Annotated in this window: 15 protein-coding genes; 10 read left to right on the forward strand and 5 right to left on the reverse strand. The window is 68.0% G+C overall.

Going from position 1 to position 19,068, the window contains the following annotated elements:
* Window positions 1-1,149: 1,149 nt before the first annotated feature.
* A complete protein-coding gene (locus ACGF5T_RS34915) occupies window positions 1,150-1,446 on the reverse strand; it encodes a hypothetical protein (protein ID WP_361019167.1) in 297 nt (98 codons plus the stop codon).
* Between the two features lie 185 nt (window positions 1,447-1,631).
* Between ACGF5T_RS34915 and ACGF5T_RS34920 the strand changes: the two genes are divergently transcribed.
* From ACGF5T_RS34920 to ACGF5T_RS34950, 7 genes are all read left to right on the forward strand, one after another.
* Entirely contained in the window at window positions 1,632-2,387 is a 756-nt protein-coding gene (locus tag ACGF5T_RS34920) for an ankyrin repeat domain-containing protein (RefSeq protein ID WP_366768868.1), read from the forward strand.
* Window positions 2,377-2,868, forward strand: a complete 492-nt coding sequence (locus tag ACGF5T_RS34925; RefSeq protein WP_366768867.1) for a hypothetical protein — start codon at window positions 2,377-2,379, stop codon at window positions 2,866-2,868. The genes ACGF5T_RS34920 and ACGF5T_RS34925 overlap by 11 nt, the downstream gene beginning before the upstream one ends.
* A complete protein-coding gene (locus ACGF5T_RS34930; RefSeq protein WP_366768866.1) occupies window positions 2,865-5,555 on the forward strand; it encodes a Helicase associated domain protein in 2,691 nt (896 codons plus the stop codon). Before ACGF5T_RS34925 ends, ACGF5T_RS34930 begins: the two co-directional genes overlap by 4 nt.
* A gap of 313 nt (window positions 5,556-5,868) precedes the next feature.
* The gene (locus ACGF5T_RS34935) at window positions 5,869-7,248 is read left to right on the forward strand and encodes a dsDNA nuclease domain-containing protein (RefSeq protein ID WP_392890278.1); all 1,380 of its coding nucleotides are present in this window, start codon (window positions 5,869-5,871) and stop codon (window positions 7,246-7,248) included.
* Entirely contained in the window at window positions 7,245-7,817 is a 573-nt protein-coding gene (locus ACGF5T_RS34940; protein ID WP_366768864.1) for a hypothetical protein, read from the forward strand. The genes ACGF5T_RS34935 and ACGF5T_RS34940 overlap by 4 nt, the downstream gene beginning before the upstream one ends.
* Window position 7,818: 1 nt before the next feature.
* Window positions 7,819-9,756, forward strand: a complete 1,938-nt coding sequence (locus ACGF5T_RS34945; protein WP_366768863.1) for an AAA family ATPase — start codon at window positions 7,819-7,821, stop codon at window positions 9,754-9,756.
* Window positions 9,757-10,411: 655 nt separating this feature from the next.
* Window positions 10,412-11,251 carry a hypothetical protein gene (locus tag ACGF5T_RS34950; protein WP_366768861.1) on the forward strand — a complete coding sequence of 280 codons (840 nt, stop codon included), beginning with the start codon at window positions 10,412-10,414 and terminating at the stop codon, window positions 11,249-11,251.
* A 759-nt stretch (window positions 11,252-12,010) separates the two neighbouring features.
* Here ACGF5T_RS34950 and ACGF5T_RS34955 read toward each other — a convergent pair.
* Window positions 12,011-13,090 (reverse strand): hypothetical protein, encoded by a 1,080-nt coding sequence (locus tag ACGF5T_RS34955; RefSeq protein ID WP_366768860.1) that lies wholly within the window; start codon window positions 13,088-13,090, stop codon window positions 12,011-12,013.
* A 323-nt stretch (window positions 13,091-13,413) separates the two neighbouring features.
* Between ACGF5T_RS34955 and ACGF5T_RS34960 the strand changes: the two genes are divergently transcribed.
* Window positions 13,414-14,310, forward strand: a complete 897-nt coding sequence (locus ACGF5T_RS34960) for a replication-relaxation family protein (protein ID WP_366768859.1) — start codon at window positions 13,414-13,416, stop codon at window positions 14,308-14,310.
* A gap of 978 nt (window positions 14,311-15,288) precedes the next feature.
* Here the strand turns inward: ACGF5T_RS34960 and ACGF5T_RS34965 are convergent.
* The gene (locus ACGF5T_RS34965) at window positions 15,289-15,534 is read right to left on the reverse strand and encodes a hypothetical protein (RefSeq protein WP_199577817.1); all 246 of its coding nucleotides are present in this window, start codon (window positions 15,532-15,534) and stop codon (window positions 15,289-15,291) included.
* Between the two features lie 425 nt (window positions 15,535-15,959).
* On the opposite strand from ACGF5T_RS34965, the gene ACGF5T_RS34970 reads away from it, so the two are divergent.
* A protein-coding gene (locus ACGF5T_RS34970; RefSeq protein WP_392890281.1) for an IS5 family transposase occupies window positions 15,960-16,777 on the forward strand; the annotation gives its coding sequence in 2 pieces (ribosomal slippage) (window positions 15,960-16,311 and window positions 16,311-16,777; 819 coding nt in all).
* Window positions 16,778-16,966: 189 nt separating this feature from the next.
* Here the strand turns inward: ACGF5T_RS34970 and ACGF5T_RS34975 are convergent.
* Window positions 16,967-17,626: an HNH endonuclease family protein gene (locus tag ACGF5T_RS34975; RefSeq protein WP_366768857.1), complete on the reverse strand. Its 660-nt coding sequence runs from the start codon at window positions 17,624-17,626 to the stop codon at window positions 16,967-16,969.
* A 233-nt stretch (window positions 17,627-17,859) separates the two neighbouring features.
* Between ACGF5T_RS34975 and ACGF5T_RS34980 the strand changes: the two genes are divergently transcribed.
* Window positions 17,860-18,153: a DUF6207 family protein gene (locus tag ACGF5T_RS34980; RefSeq protein ID WP_366768856.1), complete on the forward strand. Its 294-nt coding sequence runs from the start codon at window positions 17,860-17,862 to the stop codon at window positions 18,151-18,153.
* Here the strand turns inward: ACGF5T_RS34980 and ACGF5T_RS34985 are convergent.
* Window positions 18,140-18,973: a hypothetical protein gene (locus ACGF5T_RS34985; protein WP_366768855.1), complete on the reverse strand. Its 834-nt coding sequence runs from the start codon at window positions 18,971-18,973 to the stop codon at window positions 18,140-18,142. The two genes, ACGF5T_RS34980 and ACGF5T_RS34985, sit on opposite strands and share 14 nt — an antisense overlap.
* Window positions 18,974-19,068: the final 95 nt, after the last annotated feature.

A 19,068-nucleotide genomic window follows, 5' to 3' on the forward strand; every position in this document is an offset into this window, starting at 1 on the left:
CCCGCGGAGCGGGTACCACATCGCTGCGCGATGTGCAAGCGAACACCCGCGCTGCGCGCGGGTGTTCCGCTCCCGCTCCGCGTGAGCGGAGCGGGACGCTGCGCGTCCCGCTCACCGGCCTGGCTGCGCCAGGCCGGTGACGCTCCGTCCGCTGCGCTCCCGGAGCTGCGGGGCATTGCCCCGCTGGGGTGGCCTGCGCTGCGCTCCAGCCACCTCGTGGCGCTGCGCGCCAAAAAAGGCCGGCCCCGCTGCGCGGTGCGGCCAACGGGCCTGCGGCCCGGGCGGCGAGGAGAGGGGGCTGGGCCAGGCGGTTCTACTCGGGCTGGGTCACAGTCAGAGCCCAGCGGACACTGTCATCTGAGGCGTCAACGCCCACGGTGAAAGAACCTCGCTGCACGACCCCGGGATCCATGGTCACCGAGCCCACACCTGCACTGCCGGCAGGACAGTCCACCGAAAACTCAGCCACGCGTGCCTGCTGCGATTCCATCGTCACCGCCGCACTGCCTCCGCCTTCACAGGCCACCGTGAGCACGGTCGGCAGCCCTTCCCATGCCCCACCGGATGCGACCCCGCCGTCCCCCGTCCACTCCGGCACCCACACCAAACCCTCAGGCCCGGGATGAGGAAGAAGACCACCATCCGCCGCGGCCGGCACCGCCCCTGCGCCCACCGCCCCGAAAGCCGCCAACAACACCACTGCTACGGTCCTACGCACATTCATCACGCTTGCCCCTCCTTGATGGTCTGTCACGGCCAAGACAGTGTGACGCGAGGGAAGACCGCCACGCATGAGTACAACGACTCATGGCATCCAGAGCACTGTGCGCCACAAACAGCTCGGTCCGGGCAGCGAGGGCACGGAAGTGAGGGCTTGACTCACTCAGCCGTCGCGCGCTGTGGCTTTCCTCCTGGCCCGGCTCGCCACCCACCGCGTCACCACGTTTACTACGGCCACGAGAACCCCGAAGACAAGCGCGTCTAGCCATGTTCTGCCTGTAACCGCGCGCCACACCACCGCGGCCACCCCGTAGACGGCCACAACAACCACCCACCGCACCCACCGTCGAGACCACCACTCGACTGACCGCTCTGGTGTCTGCATGCCACTCGGTTACCCGGGAATCGTGCCCGCAGGGTGACGTGGTTTCAGGCGGGGGCGTGACGACGGGTGGCCGGCGCCTTGTGTGGGGCGGCGTGGTGCGCGGGTCGGCCGGTTGCAGGAACGGTGAGGCGCCGCAGGGAGAGGCTCGCGGTGGCCAGGAGAACGGTGAAGACGGCCAGGAGGAGGACGGACACCCACATTTGCCGGCTCCCCGGGGCCTGCCAGCCGGTCCAGGCCGCGGACCCTGCCCACAGGAGGATGGCCGCAGTGTAGAAGGAGCGGATGCGGCGCAGTTGCCGCTCGGCCCGCAGGAACTGGATGCGTTCGGTCTTCGGTGCCATGCGGCACCGTGTACCCCGATGTGCGATGCCCACCGGGGTCGGACGAGATCTCGCGGAGGGGATCGGTCGGGGGTTCCGCAAGACTTCATCTCGGTGTGATGCAGTATGTAGCATTGGCGTAAAGCAGGGACACCACAGTAGGCAGGTGTCCGCAACGTCCTGGCAAGGCCGGCGGAGAGGGAAACATGATGGATTCCGATGCGCTGAGGCCGAGCTCTTTTCCCAAAGTGGAGCCGTGGACGCCGGCGCACGAGGCCGTAGAGATGAGTGAGTATGAGACTCTCGCCAGGCTCCTGAACGCTGGCGCCGATCCGGACGAGGTGTGTTTCGGGCTCACGCTGCTGACTCACGCGATCGACACAGAAGGTGACAGTCACCTGCAGTCGGTCCATCCCCTGCACACGGCCGGTATGGCAATCGTGCTGGCGTATGGAGCCGACCCTCGCCTGCCGTCTGCCGGCGGGGAAACTCCGCTGCAGTGCGCCGAGGACTACGACCACGAGCCGGCCACGCGGCTCCTCAAGCGCTTCCTCGCACCGGTGGAAGCTTCAGGGAGTGGGCGTGGAAGTGGTCGCGGGGCTTCCGTCGAGGTGGAGTCGTGGACGCCCGTGCACAGGGCCGTGGAGATGAGTGACTACGAGGCCCTCTCCATCCTGCTGGACTCCGGGGCGGATCCGGACGAGGTGTGCTTCGGGGACACGCTGCTGACTCACGCGATCGGCCTGGAAGGCGACGCTCACGTACAGACGGACTACCCCCTGAGTACGGCCTCCACCGCGATCCTGCTCGCCTACGGTGCCGATCCACGCCTGCCGGCCATCGACGGAGAGACTCCCCTGCAGATCGCCGAGTACTACCACCACGAGCCGATCAAATGGCTCCTCCAGCGCTTCCTCGCCCTCACCCCGGCGGAGACTCCAGGGAGTGCGCGTGACGAATGACCGCGGGCTTTCGCCCCTCGGTCCGGACTCCGCTTACAGCGATGCCTCGATCTACGTGAACGCGGAGGCCGCTCCGCGGGTCGTAGGCAGGCTTCGAGACTTGCTCGGCCTCGTCGAGGACGACGGCGCGGAACTGGTGGTCGGGCCCGTGCGCGTGGAAGGCGAGCCCAACGGCTACGCCACAGGCCAGCGCGCACATCCCTTCGACTTCCTTCAATGGCCGACCGTGCTGGAGTGCGAGGCCCCCGCGGGAGCGCCGGCCGAGGAGGTGGTGCAGGCCGTCACAGCCGTGCTCGAAGCACTGTGGCGCGGGGGCTTCAAGGCCGTAGCCGCCTGCGACTTCGAGGACGAGCTGCCCGCCCGCGGCGGCATCGACAAGTACTCGCTCCCCGCACCTGGCTCTGGCGGGTCCGGTGCTTCCGTGAGCTCGTGGTGGAAAAACCTGATTTCACCCGGAAAAAGGAAGGATCGAATGTCGTGATCAGCCTCCGGGAACATCAGGTAACCCAGAAAACCGCAATCCGGGAATGGGTCAAATTCTTTGCAAGATCATCTGTGCCTGCTGAGGGGGCACGGGGCACGCTGGTGTCCGCCACCGGATCGGGCAAGACGATCACGGCTGCCGCGAGCGCGCTGGAGTCCTTCCCAGGCGGGCGGATCCTGGTGACCGTGCCGACCCTGGACCTGCTCGCACAGACCGCCCAGGCGTGGCGGGCGGTCGGGCATCGGGCACCGATGGTCGCGGTGTGCTCGCTGGAGAACGACCCGGTGCTGAAGGAGCTGGGCGTGCGGACCACCACTAACCCGATCCAGCTCGCCCTGTGGACCGGGCACGGGCCGGTCGTCGTGTTCGCCACGTACGCCTCTCTCGTGGACCGCGAGGACATCGACGCTCCCGTGGGCCAGCGGAAGGTGCGCGGGCCGCTGGAGGCCGCTCTGGCGGGCGGGGAACGGCTCTACGGGCAGCGCATGGACGGCTTCGACCTCGCGATCGTGGATGAGGCCCACGGAACCGCTGGTGATCTTGGTCGTCCGTGGGCGGCGATCCACGACAACGCCCGCATCCCCGCCGACTTCCGGCTCTACCTCACCGCAACCCCACGCATCCTCGCCGCACCCCGCCCGCAGAAGAGCGCGGCCAGCCAGGAGGCGGAGATCGCGACCATGGCCGACGACCCGGACGGCACCTACGGCGCGTGGCTCGCAGAGCTCGGGCTGAGCGAGGCGATCGAGCGGGAGATCCTCGCCGGGTTCGAGATCGACGTCCTGGAGATCCGCGACCCCTCCCCCGTCCTCGGCGAGACCGAAGAAGCCCGGCGCGGCCGGCGCCTCGCGCTCCTGCAGACCGCCCTCCTGGAGCACGCGGCGGCGTACAACCTGCGTACGGTCATGACGTTCCACCAGAAGGTGGAGGAGGCCGCCGCGTTCGCGGAGAAGCTGCCGGAGACGGCTGCCGAGCTGTACGTCAATGACGCCTCCGATGAGGACTTGGCCGCCGCCGACAAGCTCCCCGTGTCTTCCATCGACGCGGAGTTCTACGAGCTGGAGGCCGGCCGCCACGTCCCGCCGGACCGGGTGTGGTCGGCGTGGCTGTGCGGCGACCACCTTGTGTCCGAGCGACGCGAGGTGCTGCGCCAGTTCGCCAACGGCATCGACGCAGCCGGACGCCGGGTGCACCGTGCGTTCCTCGCCAGCGTTCGCGTTCTCGGTGAGGGCGTGGACATCACCGGCGAACGGGGGGTCGACTCGATCTGCTTCGCCGACACCCGCGGCTCCCAGGTCGAGATCGTCCAGAACATCGGCCGCGCGCTGCGGCTCAGCCGCGACGGCTCCACCAAGGTAGCCAGGATCATCGTGCCGGTGTTCCTGGAGCCCGGTGAGGACCCGCAGGACATGGTCGCCAGCGCCAGCTTCCGCCCCCTTGTAGCTGTCCTCCAGGGCCTGCGTTCGCATGACGAACGTCTGGTCGAGCAGCTCGCTTCCCGGGCGCTCACGAGCGGGAAGCGCAAGGTCCACGTCCGGCGCGACGAAGACGGGCAGATCGTCGGGGCCGGCGGAGAGGGCGACGGCGAGGACCAGGAGGACGACAACACACAAGCCGCCGCCGAAGCGGCCCTGCTCCACTTCTCCAGCCCGCGCGACGCCGCGACCATTGCCGCGTTCCTTCGCACGCGGGTGTACCGGCCGGAATCGCTGGTGTGGCTGGAGGGCTACCAGGCGCTGCTGCGGTGGCGGAAGGAGAACGAGATCACCGGCCTCTACGCCGTGCCCTACGACGTCACGGTCGAAGTCGGGGTCACGAAGAATTTTCCCCTGGGCAGGTGGGTGCACCAGCAGCGGAAGGCGCTGCGGGCCGGGGAACTGGAGGAGCGGCGCAAGACGCTGCTGGACGCGCCGGAGGCCGGGATGGTCTGGGAGCCGGGTGAGGAGGCGTGGGAGAACAAGCTCGCCGCGCTGCGGTCCTACCGGCGGGCGGCCGGGCACCTCGCGCCCCGTCAGGACGCGGTGTGGGGCGAAGGTGAGGCGCTGGTGCCTATCGGGCAGCACATGGCGAACCTGCGCCGGGAGGGCGGTCTGGGCAAGGACGCGGAGCGGGCCGCCGTGCGCGCGCAGCAGCTGGCCGCGGTCGATGAGGACTGGAACTGCCCGTGGCCGCTGGACTGGCAGCGGCACTACCGCGTTCTGGCGGACCTGGTCGACGCCGACGGCGTTCTGCCAGCCATCGAACCGGGGGTGCTGTTCGAGGGTGATGACATCGGGCGGTGGCTGGAGCGGCAGAAGAACCCGGGCACCTGGGTGCAGCTGTCGACCGAGCAGCAGCAGCGGCTGTCGCAGCTGGGTGTGCAGCCCGCTGAGACGCCGTCTCCCGCCCCGTCGGCCGCGCGCACGGCGAAGGGCCCGGGCAAAGCGCAGGCGGCGTTCCAGCGGGGACTTGCGGCCCTCACGCAGTGGGTGGAACGCGAGGGCGCTCGGCCTGTGCCGAGGGAGCACAGCGAACAGATCACGGTCAACGGCGAGCCGGTGACCGTGAAGCTGGGCGTATGGATTTCGAACACAAAATCAAGAAGGAACCGGCTGGACGCCGACCAGCTCGCCGCGCTCGCGGAACTGGGCATGGACTGGGCAGTGCCGGTCACGATCCCCCACCTGGCCCCGGACAGTCTCTGACCACCTCCAGCGCCGTGTCCGGGTCTCGGGCCTTTCCAGGCCCGGGGCCCGGTGCTGTGTGCCGCGCTCTGCCGAAGTCGCCGCGGTCAGCGGCCTGCCGGGCCCAAGATCTGGGCGCGCCTGTTCCCTCCTTACCGAGGCAGGTCCGCCGCCAGCAAGCCGAAGCCAGGTACGGGTGCGTCCCCACATCTGATCCGCAACGCACAGTTACGCGTTAGTCCTTGAGTGTGATATCGCTAGAGATCTTCAACACCTACCGACGCAACAGAGCGGTGGGGAAATGCGCTCATGCAAGCCAGAGCGGGGGACTTTGATGGTCGATACGGCGGGCGTGGGCCAGGGGGACGAGGGAGTCGGGACGCCTTCTGATGCGGGGGGTCCTCACGGTGCAGCACACACGCTCTTCGATCTGGCTCCCGAGGAAGACAGCGGCTCGGACACTCTTGGCCGCTACCGGTACCAGGCGGAGGTAGCCGCGCGGGACTGCCTGGCCATGCTCACGCAGGAAGCCATCGACTTCGTCGTCTGCGAGTGGCATGAAGACTTCGTGGTGGCGTGGACCGACGGATCAGTGGAGCTGGTGTCGGTCAAGCATCGCGAAGGGACCAGGGGTCCGTGGACGCTCCCTGAGCTGTGCAAGGACGGTGGTCTGACCCATCTCTTCGACCGCTGGTGCGCATGTGAGTGCGCGGACAATGTCCGTCTGAGACTGGCCACAAACGCGGCTCTGAAGCCAGGTAAGGGCAACGCCGGCGTGCTGGCTCGGATGTGTGGCCCTGAGCCTGAACTCACGTCCGGGCTGAACACCATGGCGGAGGACGTCGCACGCCAGATGCTGAAAGTCCGCTGGAAGCAGCCTTATCCCAACGTCCCGGGTACCCCAGAGGTGCGCAAGCTCACGGACATTCAGATACCCGAGGGCTTCGTGGCCAAGGTCGTGCGCTTCCTGGCAGTACTGGAGATCTCTTGTAAGCCCCCCGAACGCGAGAGCATCACCGACGTCAACATCCAACGGCTTCTGGCGCCTGCGGTCGAGCACCTGCAGCTGGCTCATGTGGACCTGGAGGCCACATACCGAGGCATTGTGGATCGGATCGAGCGCGCGAACCGCGATGAGAGCGACCGCGCCCAGCTCGCCGTGTACATCGCTGACCCAAGCCGTTCTCGCCACAGCACTCAGATTCAGCAGCGCGTCGGCCGACGCAGAATCACCCGCGAAATCCTCCATCAGCAGATCGCCTACACGACGGCGCGACTGCCCACCTTTCCGCGCGGCAAAGCGCCCGTCGCGGCGCCCGGAGGCGCAAAGCTCCGCCGCAAACTGCGTCGGGGCCTGGTGCCTGCCGACGAAGCGGCCTTCGCCGAAAGACTCCGGTCCGCTTGGTACACGACCTGGTCCGAGCGGCGCTCCGGCCTGGCAGGGGACGAAACCGACCTGCTGAATCTGTCCACGGACGTCCTGGAGATGGCCTTCGAGTGCCGACGTCACGCCCGGGCGCAGGTGCCCGAGGGCAGCGAGTTCGGCATCAAGATGAACGACCTGCTCGCCGAACGGCTCAAGGTCGAGGCTCTGCCCTCGCCGCCGCCCTTCCAGCTCAACAACCAGCACCTGCGGGGGCTCGCCTACCAGTTGTGCGACGAGTGCCTCTTCTTCTTCTCCGAGACGTTCGACGTGGATGAGGAAGCCTCATGACGCATGGCGCCGATTTCGAGACGGCTGTAGCGCGTATGCGGACTCAGCGCAGGCAGGCCGAGCAGCGTGAGGTGCACTATCACGAGGCGCGCATCCTCCTCCTCGTCGCCCGGTTCACCACGCCCAAAGGCGGGCTCGCAGGGCTGACGAAACTCGCCAAGCTCGACTTCCTGCTGCGCTACCCGGCAATGCTGGAGCGTCTCCTGCCCGCGGGTGAGGCGTCGTGGCCGGCAGGAACGGCGCCCACACCGTCTGAGCGCCTTGCCGTCGAAAGCCGCATGACCCGTTACAAGTACGGGCCCTGGGACCAGCGCTACTACAGCATCCTCGGCTCGCTCACCGCCCGCGGCCTAATCACGTACGGCGACAGCGCCCGAGCCGAGTTCCGGGTGACAGCGCAGGGCGCCGTCGCAGCGGCCAGTCTTGCCGCCACCCCGGAGTGGGCAGTGGTCGACAACCGGATCAGACTGCTCAAGCGGAACTTCAACAAATCAGGGTCTGCCTTGAAGAACCTCATCTACGACCGCTTGCCCGACGCCGTCGACCGGCCATGGCGGACGGAGATCTGACATGGCCGTCAACCTGCGCATTGTGTCCCTGACCGTAACGACCGCCGAAGCGGAACAGACCTACCGCTTCGACCGACCGGCCACGGTCATCACGGGTCCCATCGGCACCGGCAAGTCCAGCCTGCTGATGCTCTTCAAGCATGCCCTGGGTGGCAGCGCCATGCTCACCCCAGCGGTCCGGGAGAACGTGCTGTCGGTCCAGGCCGAGGTCGTGGCCGGCGATGAACGCATGGTCCTGAAGCGGGCCATCGAGGGAGACGCCGCCGAGACCGTCGACCTCCTGGACCCCCACTCCCTGGCGCTGGAACGCACGCTCCCCCTGCGGGCCGGCGACGGCCTCACGACGCTCTCCGACCACCTGCTTGACGCGCTCGGCTTCCCGCGGGAACAGATCGCTGCGCGCAGGGAGGGTTCAGCCCGGCCACAGAACCTCACCTTCAACGACCTGTACGCCTACGTGTACCTCCAGGCGCGCGAGATCGACCGCCAGGTCGTTGGTCACCTGGACAGTTGGTTCGAGACCAAGCGCAGAGAGCTCTTCCGCCTGATGTTCGGGCTCACCGACAGCGCGCTCATGGAGCTCAAGCGCACCAAGAACCAACTCTTGGACAAGTTGAAGGCCAGGACGGCCGAACACAAAAACGTCAGCGCCTTCCTGGCGGCCTCCGACCCCCGCAGCGACGACGAACTACGGGCTGAACTCAAACAGCTGCGCGACACCCTGGGCCGGGCCGAGGCCGGACTGAGGAGTCTGCGCACCGAACTCGAGGAACAGACCGCCGCTGACACCGCGCTGCGCCAGGAGCTCCAGAACGCCATCCGCTCCGCACGGCAGGCAGAAGAAGAAGTGGCGGCAGCCGCCGACCTTGTGGAGGCCCGGCACGCGGTCGTTGCCCAGGTCCACCTCGATCTGTCCCGTCTCGCCCGCTCGGCCACGGCCATCGACCAACTTTCCCCATTCGAATTCGTCGTCTGCCCACGGTGCATGCAATCCCTGGCAGCCCGGTCCGTCGAGGACGGCCACTGCCTGGTCTGCCTCCAGCCCGACCCCGTCGAGGCCAACATCGACCCGGCAGCCATCGAAGAGACCCGCACGACGCTGCACCAGCAGCTCGGGGACGCGCAACGCATCCAGCAGTCCGACGAGGCGCACCTGCAGGCCGCCCAGGAGCGCTCGCAGCAGCTCAGCTTCGTTGTCTCCAGCCTGCGCCGGCAGCTCGATGCTCAGACCCGTGATGCCGTCGCCCCCCGCTTCGACGCCATCGCCGAGGCCAGCTCCCGGGTTGCCGCACTCAAGGCAACCATCGACGCCATCACCCAGCTGCGTGAGTCCTGGGCCCGGGTACGCACCATCGAGTCGGACATCCGCGCGATCAAAGCCGAACGCGCCCGGGTCAATAAGGCCATCAAAGACAAATCCGAGCAGCTCAAGGCCAGCCAGACACTGGTCGGCGACCTCAGCACCGAGTTCGGCCGGCTCCTCACCGGCTGGAACCTGCCCTGGGTCGACACCGCTGTCATCGACCGCGACACCTACCTACCCGTGATCAACGGCCAGCCCTTCGAGAGCCTGCAGGCCTCCGGCGGCGGCATCGCCACCTCCGTCAACCTCGCCTACAGCCTCTCTCTTCTCGCTTTCGGACTTGATCATCCCGAGGTCCTGGTGCCATCGCTTCTCGTGATCGACTCACCCCGCAAAGCCTTCGGTAACAACGACTCCGACCGGCAGCGCGCGGCCGAGATCTACAGCCGTTTCAGGACCATGGCCGACGCGTACGGCGAACGCCTGCAGGTGATCATCGCCGACAACGACCCCCCACCCATCACTAGCGAATCCTTCGGCAAGGTGGAGTTCGATTACGACAACCCCATGGTGCCCGGCGTCGACCACCCCGGCCCCGACCACGCCGGCCGCCTCGAGAACGAAGCGGACGGCTGACCTCACCGGACGGTACGGGCCCCAGTCGGTGTCACCGGACGTTCGCCAGCCGCCGGCCCACGGGCCGTCGGTGGTCGTGAGTACACGACCGGCGAGCAGGCCACCCAGGATTCGGTCGATCACGGCGGTACCTCCATCCGGCGCAACCCTTCCGCCTCACCCCCTGGTGGGCCTCGCGGCACCAGAAGGACAGCACCGAGGCGCCGGCCACTTCCGTCCCGGCTCCGCCGCCGGGTCGACGGCGGCGAGGCGCGGCGGCCCCGACCGACGCGCAACCGGCTGAGCGCCCCGATCCCCGGCCGCGGCCGCGCCGCCCATCCCGCCCGCCCGCCCCTTCCTCCTTCACTCCAGCCAAGGGACATGGGCAGAGCAGCCGCAACGGGGATGTCAGCGATCCGACCACGGCAAAACAGCGTGGTGACCTGCGCGGACAGAGGGACGGTCCTGCGGGCCGCGCAACACCTAGCGCAACCCTTGGCACAACATCCAGCGCAACAGATAGGCGCAACCCTTGGCGCAACCTCGTGTTCCTGGTCGAACGGGGCGACCGGTCACGCGGCCCGGTGGGTTTCGTGAGTCAGTCCAGCCGTTCCGGTCCTGGTCAGCACGGGTTGTCATGCCGGAAGATGCTCCAACGTGCAAGGGAGGAATCTAGGTGGCGAACGGTTTCGATGCACAGCTGGCCAAGGTATTGAATGCAGCCACGGAGAACATCCGTCGGACGGTGGCAGCAAACTTCATACCAGCACCGAAGGTGGAGCTTCCAGCGCCGCTGCTGGAAGGTTTGTCCAAGGCCGTCGCGCCTTTGCAGTCGGTGCTGGAACGCCTGGACGCGATGATGCCGGAGAACTGGCAGGGCCAGCGCCTGGCGTACAAGGACATGGTCCGGCTGATGCAGGAGGGCATGCCTCTGGCGTGGGTGCCCCCGGCAGATGTGATCCGGCAGTTGCTCGTTGCGGGTGACGCCCCCGCCCGCACGGCGGTCCTTGACGACTGCCGACCAGAGATCCTCGCCTCTTGCAGCGAGGCTTTGGCTGCCGTCACTGACGCACGGTTCTCCGCGCAGAAGACCTTGCTTGAAGAGTGTGTACGGATGGCCGAGCGCGGCATGTTCAGCGGTGCGCAGGCACTTGCCGCGAATGTCTGGGACACCCTTGTTCGCGGTCTGGCCTTCGCCAACCCGGCATGGCTCACCGATAAGGGCTGGTGGCCCGGCTACGGCAAGATCGGGCGGAGCGTCCCCACCGTCGACGTCGACGACGACGCCACGATCGGACAGTTCCGCAAAGCGGCCGTTTCCCTCCCCTTCGCCAAGACGCTGGAGGAGTTCTGGCGCCAGCACCCTGTGCCGGAGGGCTTCAACCGGCACGCCACCGCCCACGCTGCCGGCGCTCTCCAGTACACCGCTGCCAACGCCGTAATCGCCATCATGATCGCTGTCAGCGTCCTGCGCGAGATCGACGATCAGGCCTATCCCATACAGCTGCACGCCTGACAGGAACATCGCAATGTCAGAGCCCATGGGCGCCGTCCCTACGACCTATGCTGGCACCCGCTTCCGGTCCCGCCTCGAAGCTGACTGGGCCATCACGCTCGACGGCCTCGGCATTTTGTGGGAGTACGAGCCTGAGCTGATCGTCCTTCCCTCCGGCACCCAGTACCTGCCTGACTTCTGGCTCCCTGAGGTGGGGACGTGGCTGGAGGTCAAGGGACCGAACACGCCCCGGCGAGAGAAGGCGACAGAGCTCGGCAAGGACCGCGCCTGCCACTGCAAGGGTGCGTGCAGCTGCCGGTGGCCAATTGGTCCTGCTGGGTTGGCCCTCGCACCGCAGTCCGAACCGGCCGGGGTATCGCGCCCGTTACGGTCACGCATGGTGGGGCGCGGCGTACGGTCCAAGCGCCTATCTCATCGAGTGCCCGTCGTGCGTCCGCGCCCACTGGGTCACCCTGCGCAGGCCGTGGCGGTGCCGCGGTTGCCGCGCCAGCATCGGCGCGACGCCCCGTTTCTACAGCCCAGCAGAGCAACTGATCCGATTCGGCGAAAGCGACTCGCTCGCGTCGGCACTCCTCGAAGAGGACATGCGGCGGCTCGCGGAGAAAGAGCGGCTCGCGGAACTCGGAGACGATGACGGCTGGTGACCCCTGCGGCTTCCGCACGATCACCCCAGATGATCAGTGCAGTCCTTCCAGTGCACCTGGGAATGCGGCTGCGGTTGCCGGGCGGATTCGGCCGGCAACCGCAGCAGAGCCTGCATCAGGCGGAAGGCAGCCCGGGGAGCACCACGACGGCGTACGCGGCGAGGACGCTGCCCAGTGCTCCACTGACTACGGCCGATTCGAGGAGGCCAATGGCTTGGCTGCCCCAACGCCGGAACCTGCTGGGGTCGGGAGATTCACTACCGGCTTCGGTTTCGAGACGCGTGGCGAGTTCGGTGAGCTCCTGAGCGTCGTCTTCTGGCAGGTCCAGCACGGGTGCGGCCTGGCGCAGGGCGCGGGCGAGCATGACGACCGCAGCGGGGTCGATCCCGTCCTTGCTGGTCGTGGCGTTCATGGTGAAGTTGCGGCTGTTGGCGGCGATGTTGCCTGTGTTCTCGCCGATGTTGAACGTCGTATTACCGCTGCTGTTCCGACGCTCGTAGGCGCTGACGTCACCGTCGTAGTGCTCCACGCAGTCCTGCCCTTCCGCAGTGATCTCAGCCCGTACGGGCCCCTCGGTCTGCCAAGACTTGGTTCCTGTGATCAGTCCCTTGGACAGCAGGTAGGACCCGGCGCGGTCGATCTCGTCCGATGTCAGTCGCTTTCCCTCGAAAAGCGAGTGCGGAGACTGGAGGACACCTTCCACGAGGGGTGAGCCCACACCGTCGTTCTTCTGCTCCCAGAGCCAGTTGAGCAGACCCGTACGTGCGGCGGCACTACGCGCTTTGGGGTCAGCGCGCCGACGGCGGCGTTCCTGTATCCACTGCAGGCCACGTGGCGTCAGATTGGCTGCTGGATCGCCCATCGTGTCGTAGTCGTCGCTCAGCAGTCCCCAGCTCTTGCACGTCTGCAAGAGCCGAAAGGACTGCTCTTCGTCGAGGCCATGCTGCTCGCCGAAGGCAGTGATCGTCACATACTCCGACGCATCCACGGCCGTCTGATCGTGAACCCACTCCACCAGCGGCTCATGCAGAGCGGCAAAGTCAATGGCCATGGACACGCTCTCCTTGCTCAGTGCGATGAACTCATGAGCATAAGGCGCACCACTGACACCGGGCGGCGCGCGCGGCCCCGGCGTCGCGCGGAGGAACACCGGCGGCGCCTGATCCCCTCGCCCGCCGTCCGGGGTCTGTCCCACCCACCCACTTCACTGTCTTCCTGCTGTGGGGCGTGGACTCGGGGGCGTAGAGGGGATGTCGGCCTGCCGACCACGACCGGACCAGCATGGTGACCTGCGAGTTCACAGACAGGCGCGGCAGAGGGTGCGGACGGTTGCCGGACGGGTTGTCGGAGGGGTTATCGGCGGGGATGTGGGCGTGGTCCAGGGCGGTGTTGTCGCTTCGTGACCGTGGTCGGGCCTTCGTGGTCGGGGTTCTGGTCGGGGCCGGCTGCTGCCGTGACCGGTACGCGCGATGCCGGGCAGGCCGGTACCGCACCGGACGGGAAGCGAGTGGATCCGTGATGATCGGCGTGGAGGCGGGAAGCGGCGACCGGCTGGCGCTGGCAGTGCTGGCGCAGTACCGGATGGCCACTACCGAGCAGATGCACCGGGTGATCGCCCCCAAGGTGCGCATCGAGCAGACCCGGCGGCGACTGGCCCGACTACGCACCGAGGGGCTGGTTGACCGCATCACCCTGCCGCAGGCCGGACGGAGGCGGGTGTGGTTCCCCACCCTGTACGGCGTGCAGCTCGCCTGCGAGTGGCCTGAGATGCGCGGGCGTCGGCTCTCCAGAACTGTGTCCGATCCGACCGCGGTGCGGCTGAAGGTCGGCCACACCCTGACCGTGACCGAGACCGCGCTCGCCTTCCTCGAGGACGCCCGCCGCCGCGGCGATGTGTGCCGGCCGTTGGACTGGATCCCCGAGGTCCACCATCCGATCGGGAGCGGCGAGGCCGTCATTCCCGACGCACTCCTGTACTACCGGTGCGGCCCCGCCGACGGCGACACCGGGTCGATGCTGCGGGCGTTCGTGGAAGTCGACCGGGCGACCATGGGCCCCGAACGCCTGGCAGCCAAGCTCCCCGCGTACGAGCGTCTCCACCGCTACGTGCCCGTGATCCCGGGGCGCCGGCCGACCCTCCAGGAACCGGCGGTTGAGGAGTGGCGGCGGCGCTACCCGCTTTTTCCGCGCGTCCTGTTCGTCCTGGACGGCACCGGAGCGGCCGGTGTCGAGAACCGGATCAGCGCCCTGCGCGCGGCCGCCAGGCCCCTGGCATCTTTCCTGCGGGACGTCCCCGTCCTCGCGGCGCCAGTGGCCGAACTGCTCCACCACGGCCCCTGCGCACCCGTGTGGCGCCCCGTCCACGACCCCGCCCAGCGAGTCCCCTGGACCATGCCCGACCCTCGACAGGTATGACGCAAGGCCGCCACGGACGACAGCGCGGGTCTCTACCCTGTACCTGTGCTGACCAGCCGTGGTCGGGGCCGGACGCGCCCTGACGGGAGGCCTGGTCGGGGCTGGGCGCGGCTGGCGGGAGGCGCACGGTCGGGGCGAGGGCCGGGGCGAGCGCGGCCACCGCGGCCGCCTCGTCGGCGGCCACCATCACCACGCTCCAGGCGAACACGGTCGCCGTGATCGTGACCGTGGTGAGCGCTATCTGCCGAGGCTTCATACGGGGTTCTCCCCTTCGTCGTCGGGTCAGCCATGTGAGCCCGGCAGCCCATCCGGAAAGGGCACGCCGGTATCCCGAGCAGGCGGGTGCCGAGGCCGCCGCGCTGGGGAGGGCAACCAGCATGGCCAGATGGGGAGTTGCTACGCCACGTGATCAAGGAATCACGGAACAATAGCGATCAGCGAGATGCGCTCGGCGGCCGGTAGAGCGACGGCCACCAAGGGAGGCAAGTCGGCGCGCTGACGGGTGGAAGTTCCCGGTTCTCCTTGCAATTGCACGCCGAAACGACGTCAATAGGACATGACGCCGTTGGTGTCGGCCTTCCATCCGGAAGGGCCCCTCCCCGTGCCGAGAACAAAGGGGGAGCGGGCATCCGCTCTCGCCTGGCCGGCCTTAGAGGCCAGGCGAGAGCGCAACCCCGCGCAAGGGGGCACGACGACCGTAGACCACAGCACTGACACTCCCCCACGACTCCGGGCACCGGCGCTCGCTCCGGGCAGAGACTCGGCTGCTCACACACGGAGGGCGCCTCGATAGGGACGGCTCAAGTTCAGCAGCAGCGGCATGACCGGCGGCAGCAGCCGTCGACGGATTGATCGCCTACCGCATCAAGGCGCGCCCGAGAACTGGCCGGGCCCCGCCCGAGCAGCCTACGGACGGAGCGCGGTACCGGGCAGTTCACAGCGCTGCACCATCGCTTGCACAGGCAAGACACTGACGGGTCACGACTGCTGGTCGTCCTCGCCGGTTCGATCGCGGACCGCTCTCTTGGCACGATGCCAGGCCGCGAAGACCTCGGGGAGCTGATCCAGAAGCGCGCGCACAGTAAACATCAGAACGCTCATAGCGCCCGCCACGCCCAAGATCCACAACGTGAGCACATCCACCGCTTCGATACCTTCGTGACAGAGGTCGAACCGGACGATGTAGCTCAGTTCGACCAGAGAATGGTCAGAACTGAGTTCCACGCCGACAGTAAAGCTCAGGCACAGCTGATGAGGTCAGGCGGAAGCCAGGGCCTCCGCAAGCGGCCGGTTGGGTGCAGGAGTCCGGGTCGTGGTTCACGGATCACAACAGAGACCAACGACATGTCGGCTCGCTCGTCCCTGCGCCTGCCAAGCACCACCCAACCGCACCGCAGCGCCTCACGTCTTGGTTGCCCCAACATCGCCACCCGATGAGACAACTCGTGTTATATGCACGGTCACTCACAGAACAGCGCCACGGCCTCCAGAGGGAGGTCGGGGCATGGGCGGTGCAGGCGTACAAGGTGGCGCCACCGGCCAGCGACGTCGCGAGCGACATCCACATCGACCTCCACCACCAGTCTTACTGGCTCTAACAAAAGCTGCTGATCATGAGTCTGTCGGCCTCTCTGCTCGTAGGTCTGGGTATGGGAAACCGTCAGTCGCGGCCGTGGATCGTGTCGGATGAACTGTGGTCGCTGGTCGAGCCGTTGCTGCCGAAGCCGGGTCCGAAGAAGGCAGAGGGCAGACCGCGGGTGCCGGACCGGAAGGCCCTGTGCGGGATCCTCTTCGTCCTGCACACCGGCATCCAGTGGGAGTACCTGCCCCGGGAACTCGGCTTCGGCTCGGGCATGACCTGCTGGCGGCGCCTTGCGGCCTGGAACGAGGCCGGCGTCTGGGACCAGCTCCACCAGCTGCTGCTGAACGAGCTGCGGTCGAAGAACCAACTGGACTGGGAACGGGCGGTGATCGACTCCTCGCACGTGCGGGCTGCCCGACGGGGCCCAAAAGCGGGCCGAGCCCGGTCGACCGCGCACGGCCGGGCAGCAAGCACCACCTCATCGTCGACGGACAGGGCATCCCGCTCGCGGTGTCACTGACCGGCGGCAACCGCAACGACGTCACCCAGCTCGAGCCGCTGCTCGACAAGATCCCCGCCGTCGCGGGCCGGGTCGGCAGACCCCGCCGGCGCCCCGACGCGCTACTGGCCGACCGCGGCTACGACCACGACAAGTACCGCCGCCTGCTCTGGCAGCGCGGGATCCGCCCCGTGATCGCGAAGAGAGGCGAGCCGCACGGCACCGGCCTGGGCATCTTCCGCTACGTCGTCGAGCGCACGATCGCCTGGCTCCACGGCTTCCGCCGCCTGCGCATCCGCTGGGAACGACGCGACGACATCCACGAAGCATTCCTCGGCCTCGCCGTCTGCCTGATCACCCACCGCCACGTCCAGCGCCTTTGTTAGGACCTCTTAGGGTCCGCAGCGGCGCCTGGTGGCAGGTCGGGGCTCGCCACGGGCGTGGTGAGCATCGGGTCCAGCAGGGTGCACGTCATGGCACATGCCTTCCACCATCAGCCGGAGTTCGCTGGGCCGCGCCAAACGGCGCTCGCGCCGCCGAGGGGCGGCGCGAGCGGTCGAGGGCCGCGTCGCCGGTTACTCGGCCGGCTCGTACGTCACGCTCTGGTCCGGGCAGCCCGCCGCCGTCTCTCGCAGGGCCGCCATCTCGGCTTCGTCGGCCGACAGCGCCCACCGGAGTTTCGTGCCCACCCATTCCGCGACGTACCGACAGTGCACGTCAGCAGCGGGCGGCAACCACGTCGAAGGATCCTGGTCGGCCTTCGACCGGTTCGAGCGGGCAGTCACCGCGACCAGGCTGGCGGCCGCTCCCTGGTCGTTGGCGTACGCCTCACGCTGCTGCGCCGACCATGCGGAGGCGCCGCTGTCCCACGCCTCGGCGAGGGGCACCATGTGGTCGATGTCCAGGCCGGATGCGGACGTCACCCAGGTCGCGTCGTAATAGGACCACCAGGTGCCGCCGGTCAGGCGGCAGCGAGGGCCGACGGTGGGCGGCTCGACCGCCTCGGAGATCAGGACCTCGGAGCGAGTGTGGCAGCCGTCTGCCGGATCGTCGCCGCTGTTCCAGTGCTTAAAGGCGTCGCGGTCGTATCCGTCGCGGGACTCGGTATCCACCGGCAGCAGGCTGACCGCCTCCGACAGCGGCAGAGTCTCCACGGCGTGAGCGGGCGTGGTGACGGTGAGGGGCAGGACGGCGAGGGAGGCAGCGGCGAGGCCGCGCAGAACAGTCATGAGCATGAGCCGTTGATAACGGCAGGTGAGGGGGCGCTTGCAGGCGTTCGCCGAGTGCGCCGCCCGTGTGGGGGGGAATCGTCGTACCGCAACCGGTGAGGCACGGCACTGCCGCAGCACATGACGGACGGGATTGTGCCGCTGGTCGGCTGTCGGAGGGCCGAGCCGGTCAGGCATCCACGGCACACGCCAAACCACAGCGGGAGGTCAGCACCGTACGCTCCGCCGTCCCCGGTCGAGTGACGCTGCCCGAACGCGAGAACTTCGGCGAGCACCGACGCGTCGTGCCGAGTATGAAGCCGATCAACGAAGCCCATGTGGCGGAGCCGGGACTTGCGGTGGTGGAGGTCGCGGCCGCCGATGACGAGACAGCGTTCGGGGTCCAGGAGCTGCTCGCCACACGGTGGGCGATCGCCCCGGCGGACCGCACAACCCACGAGCCGGGCGAGCCGGGTGTACGGCTGCGCTGTTTCCTGGACCTGCGGCAGCACTCCGGACACGAGGCCGACGACCGGGTGCCTAACAGTTGCTGATCAACTGCGCGCTGCCGGAGCCGAGCTGGATGGTGCCGGAGCAGGGCGTTCTGGGACGGTAGACGGCTTCTGGGATGCGGGCTGCAGAACGTGTCAGCAGCTCGACTACTTGATCGTGTGCGGTGTCGGAGTGGGTGTCCCAGATGAGCTGGTCCGGGCGGGTGGGGTTGCCGGGGACCCAGGCCGGGCTGAGGTCGAAGCGGTACCACAGGGGCATGGAGCGCATCAGGAGGGCGCTGCGCAGCGGCGTACTGGCGATGTACGTCCAGCTCGTATGGTGCGCGGCTTCTTCGTCGGTGAGGCCGTTGTGCCGCCACAGCGGAGATCGCCCGTCCCTGTGATGCCAGCTGTTTTCCTGCCGGAAGACCATGCGTGCGGTGTTCATGTCGTGCCAGCGCTGCGGGTCTACGAGGTCGAGACGGGCTCCTGTGGGGAGGTGGGTGAGGCGCACTCGCCGGCAGGTGACGTCGATCAGTCGGAGGCCGGGGATGCCGCACACACCGTGGTCTTCGTGGAGGTACGGCAGGATGCGGCTGGCGATGCGGCAGGCCGTGTTGGTGTGGATCTCCAGGTGATCGGGTTGGTGGCAGATGGCGTTCAGGTAGCCGCTGATGCTGGCCATCGCGCTCTTGCGCGGCTGTTCCAGGGAATGCGGGTGCTCGCGGGTACTCATCAGGCACTCGAAGAGCAGCGCCTGGAAGGCGAGTTGTCCGCGGGCGGTGGGGTCCAGGACGGGGCGTTTGCCCCTGGGCTGAAGGCGTCCCAGGTACAGGAGGCGGGCGAGTTCCTGGTAGGTCCGCTTGTCGGTCGTGTGCGGCATGAGGTTCCTGCTCCGGCTGCGCCCGGGCGGCAGCCGCGGAGGAAGGACCAGGCCTGCACGGACACCGAGATGCGTGTTGCGGGACCGGGCATCAC

This window comes from Streptomyces sp. NPDC047853, assembly GCF_043204535.1.
Classification (GTDB): domain Bacteria; phylum Actinomycetota; class Actinomycetes; order Streptomycetales; family Streptomycetaceae; genus Streptomyces.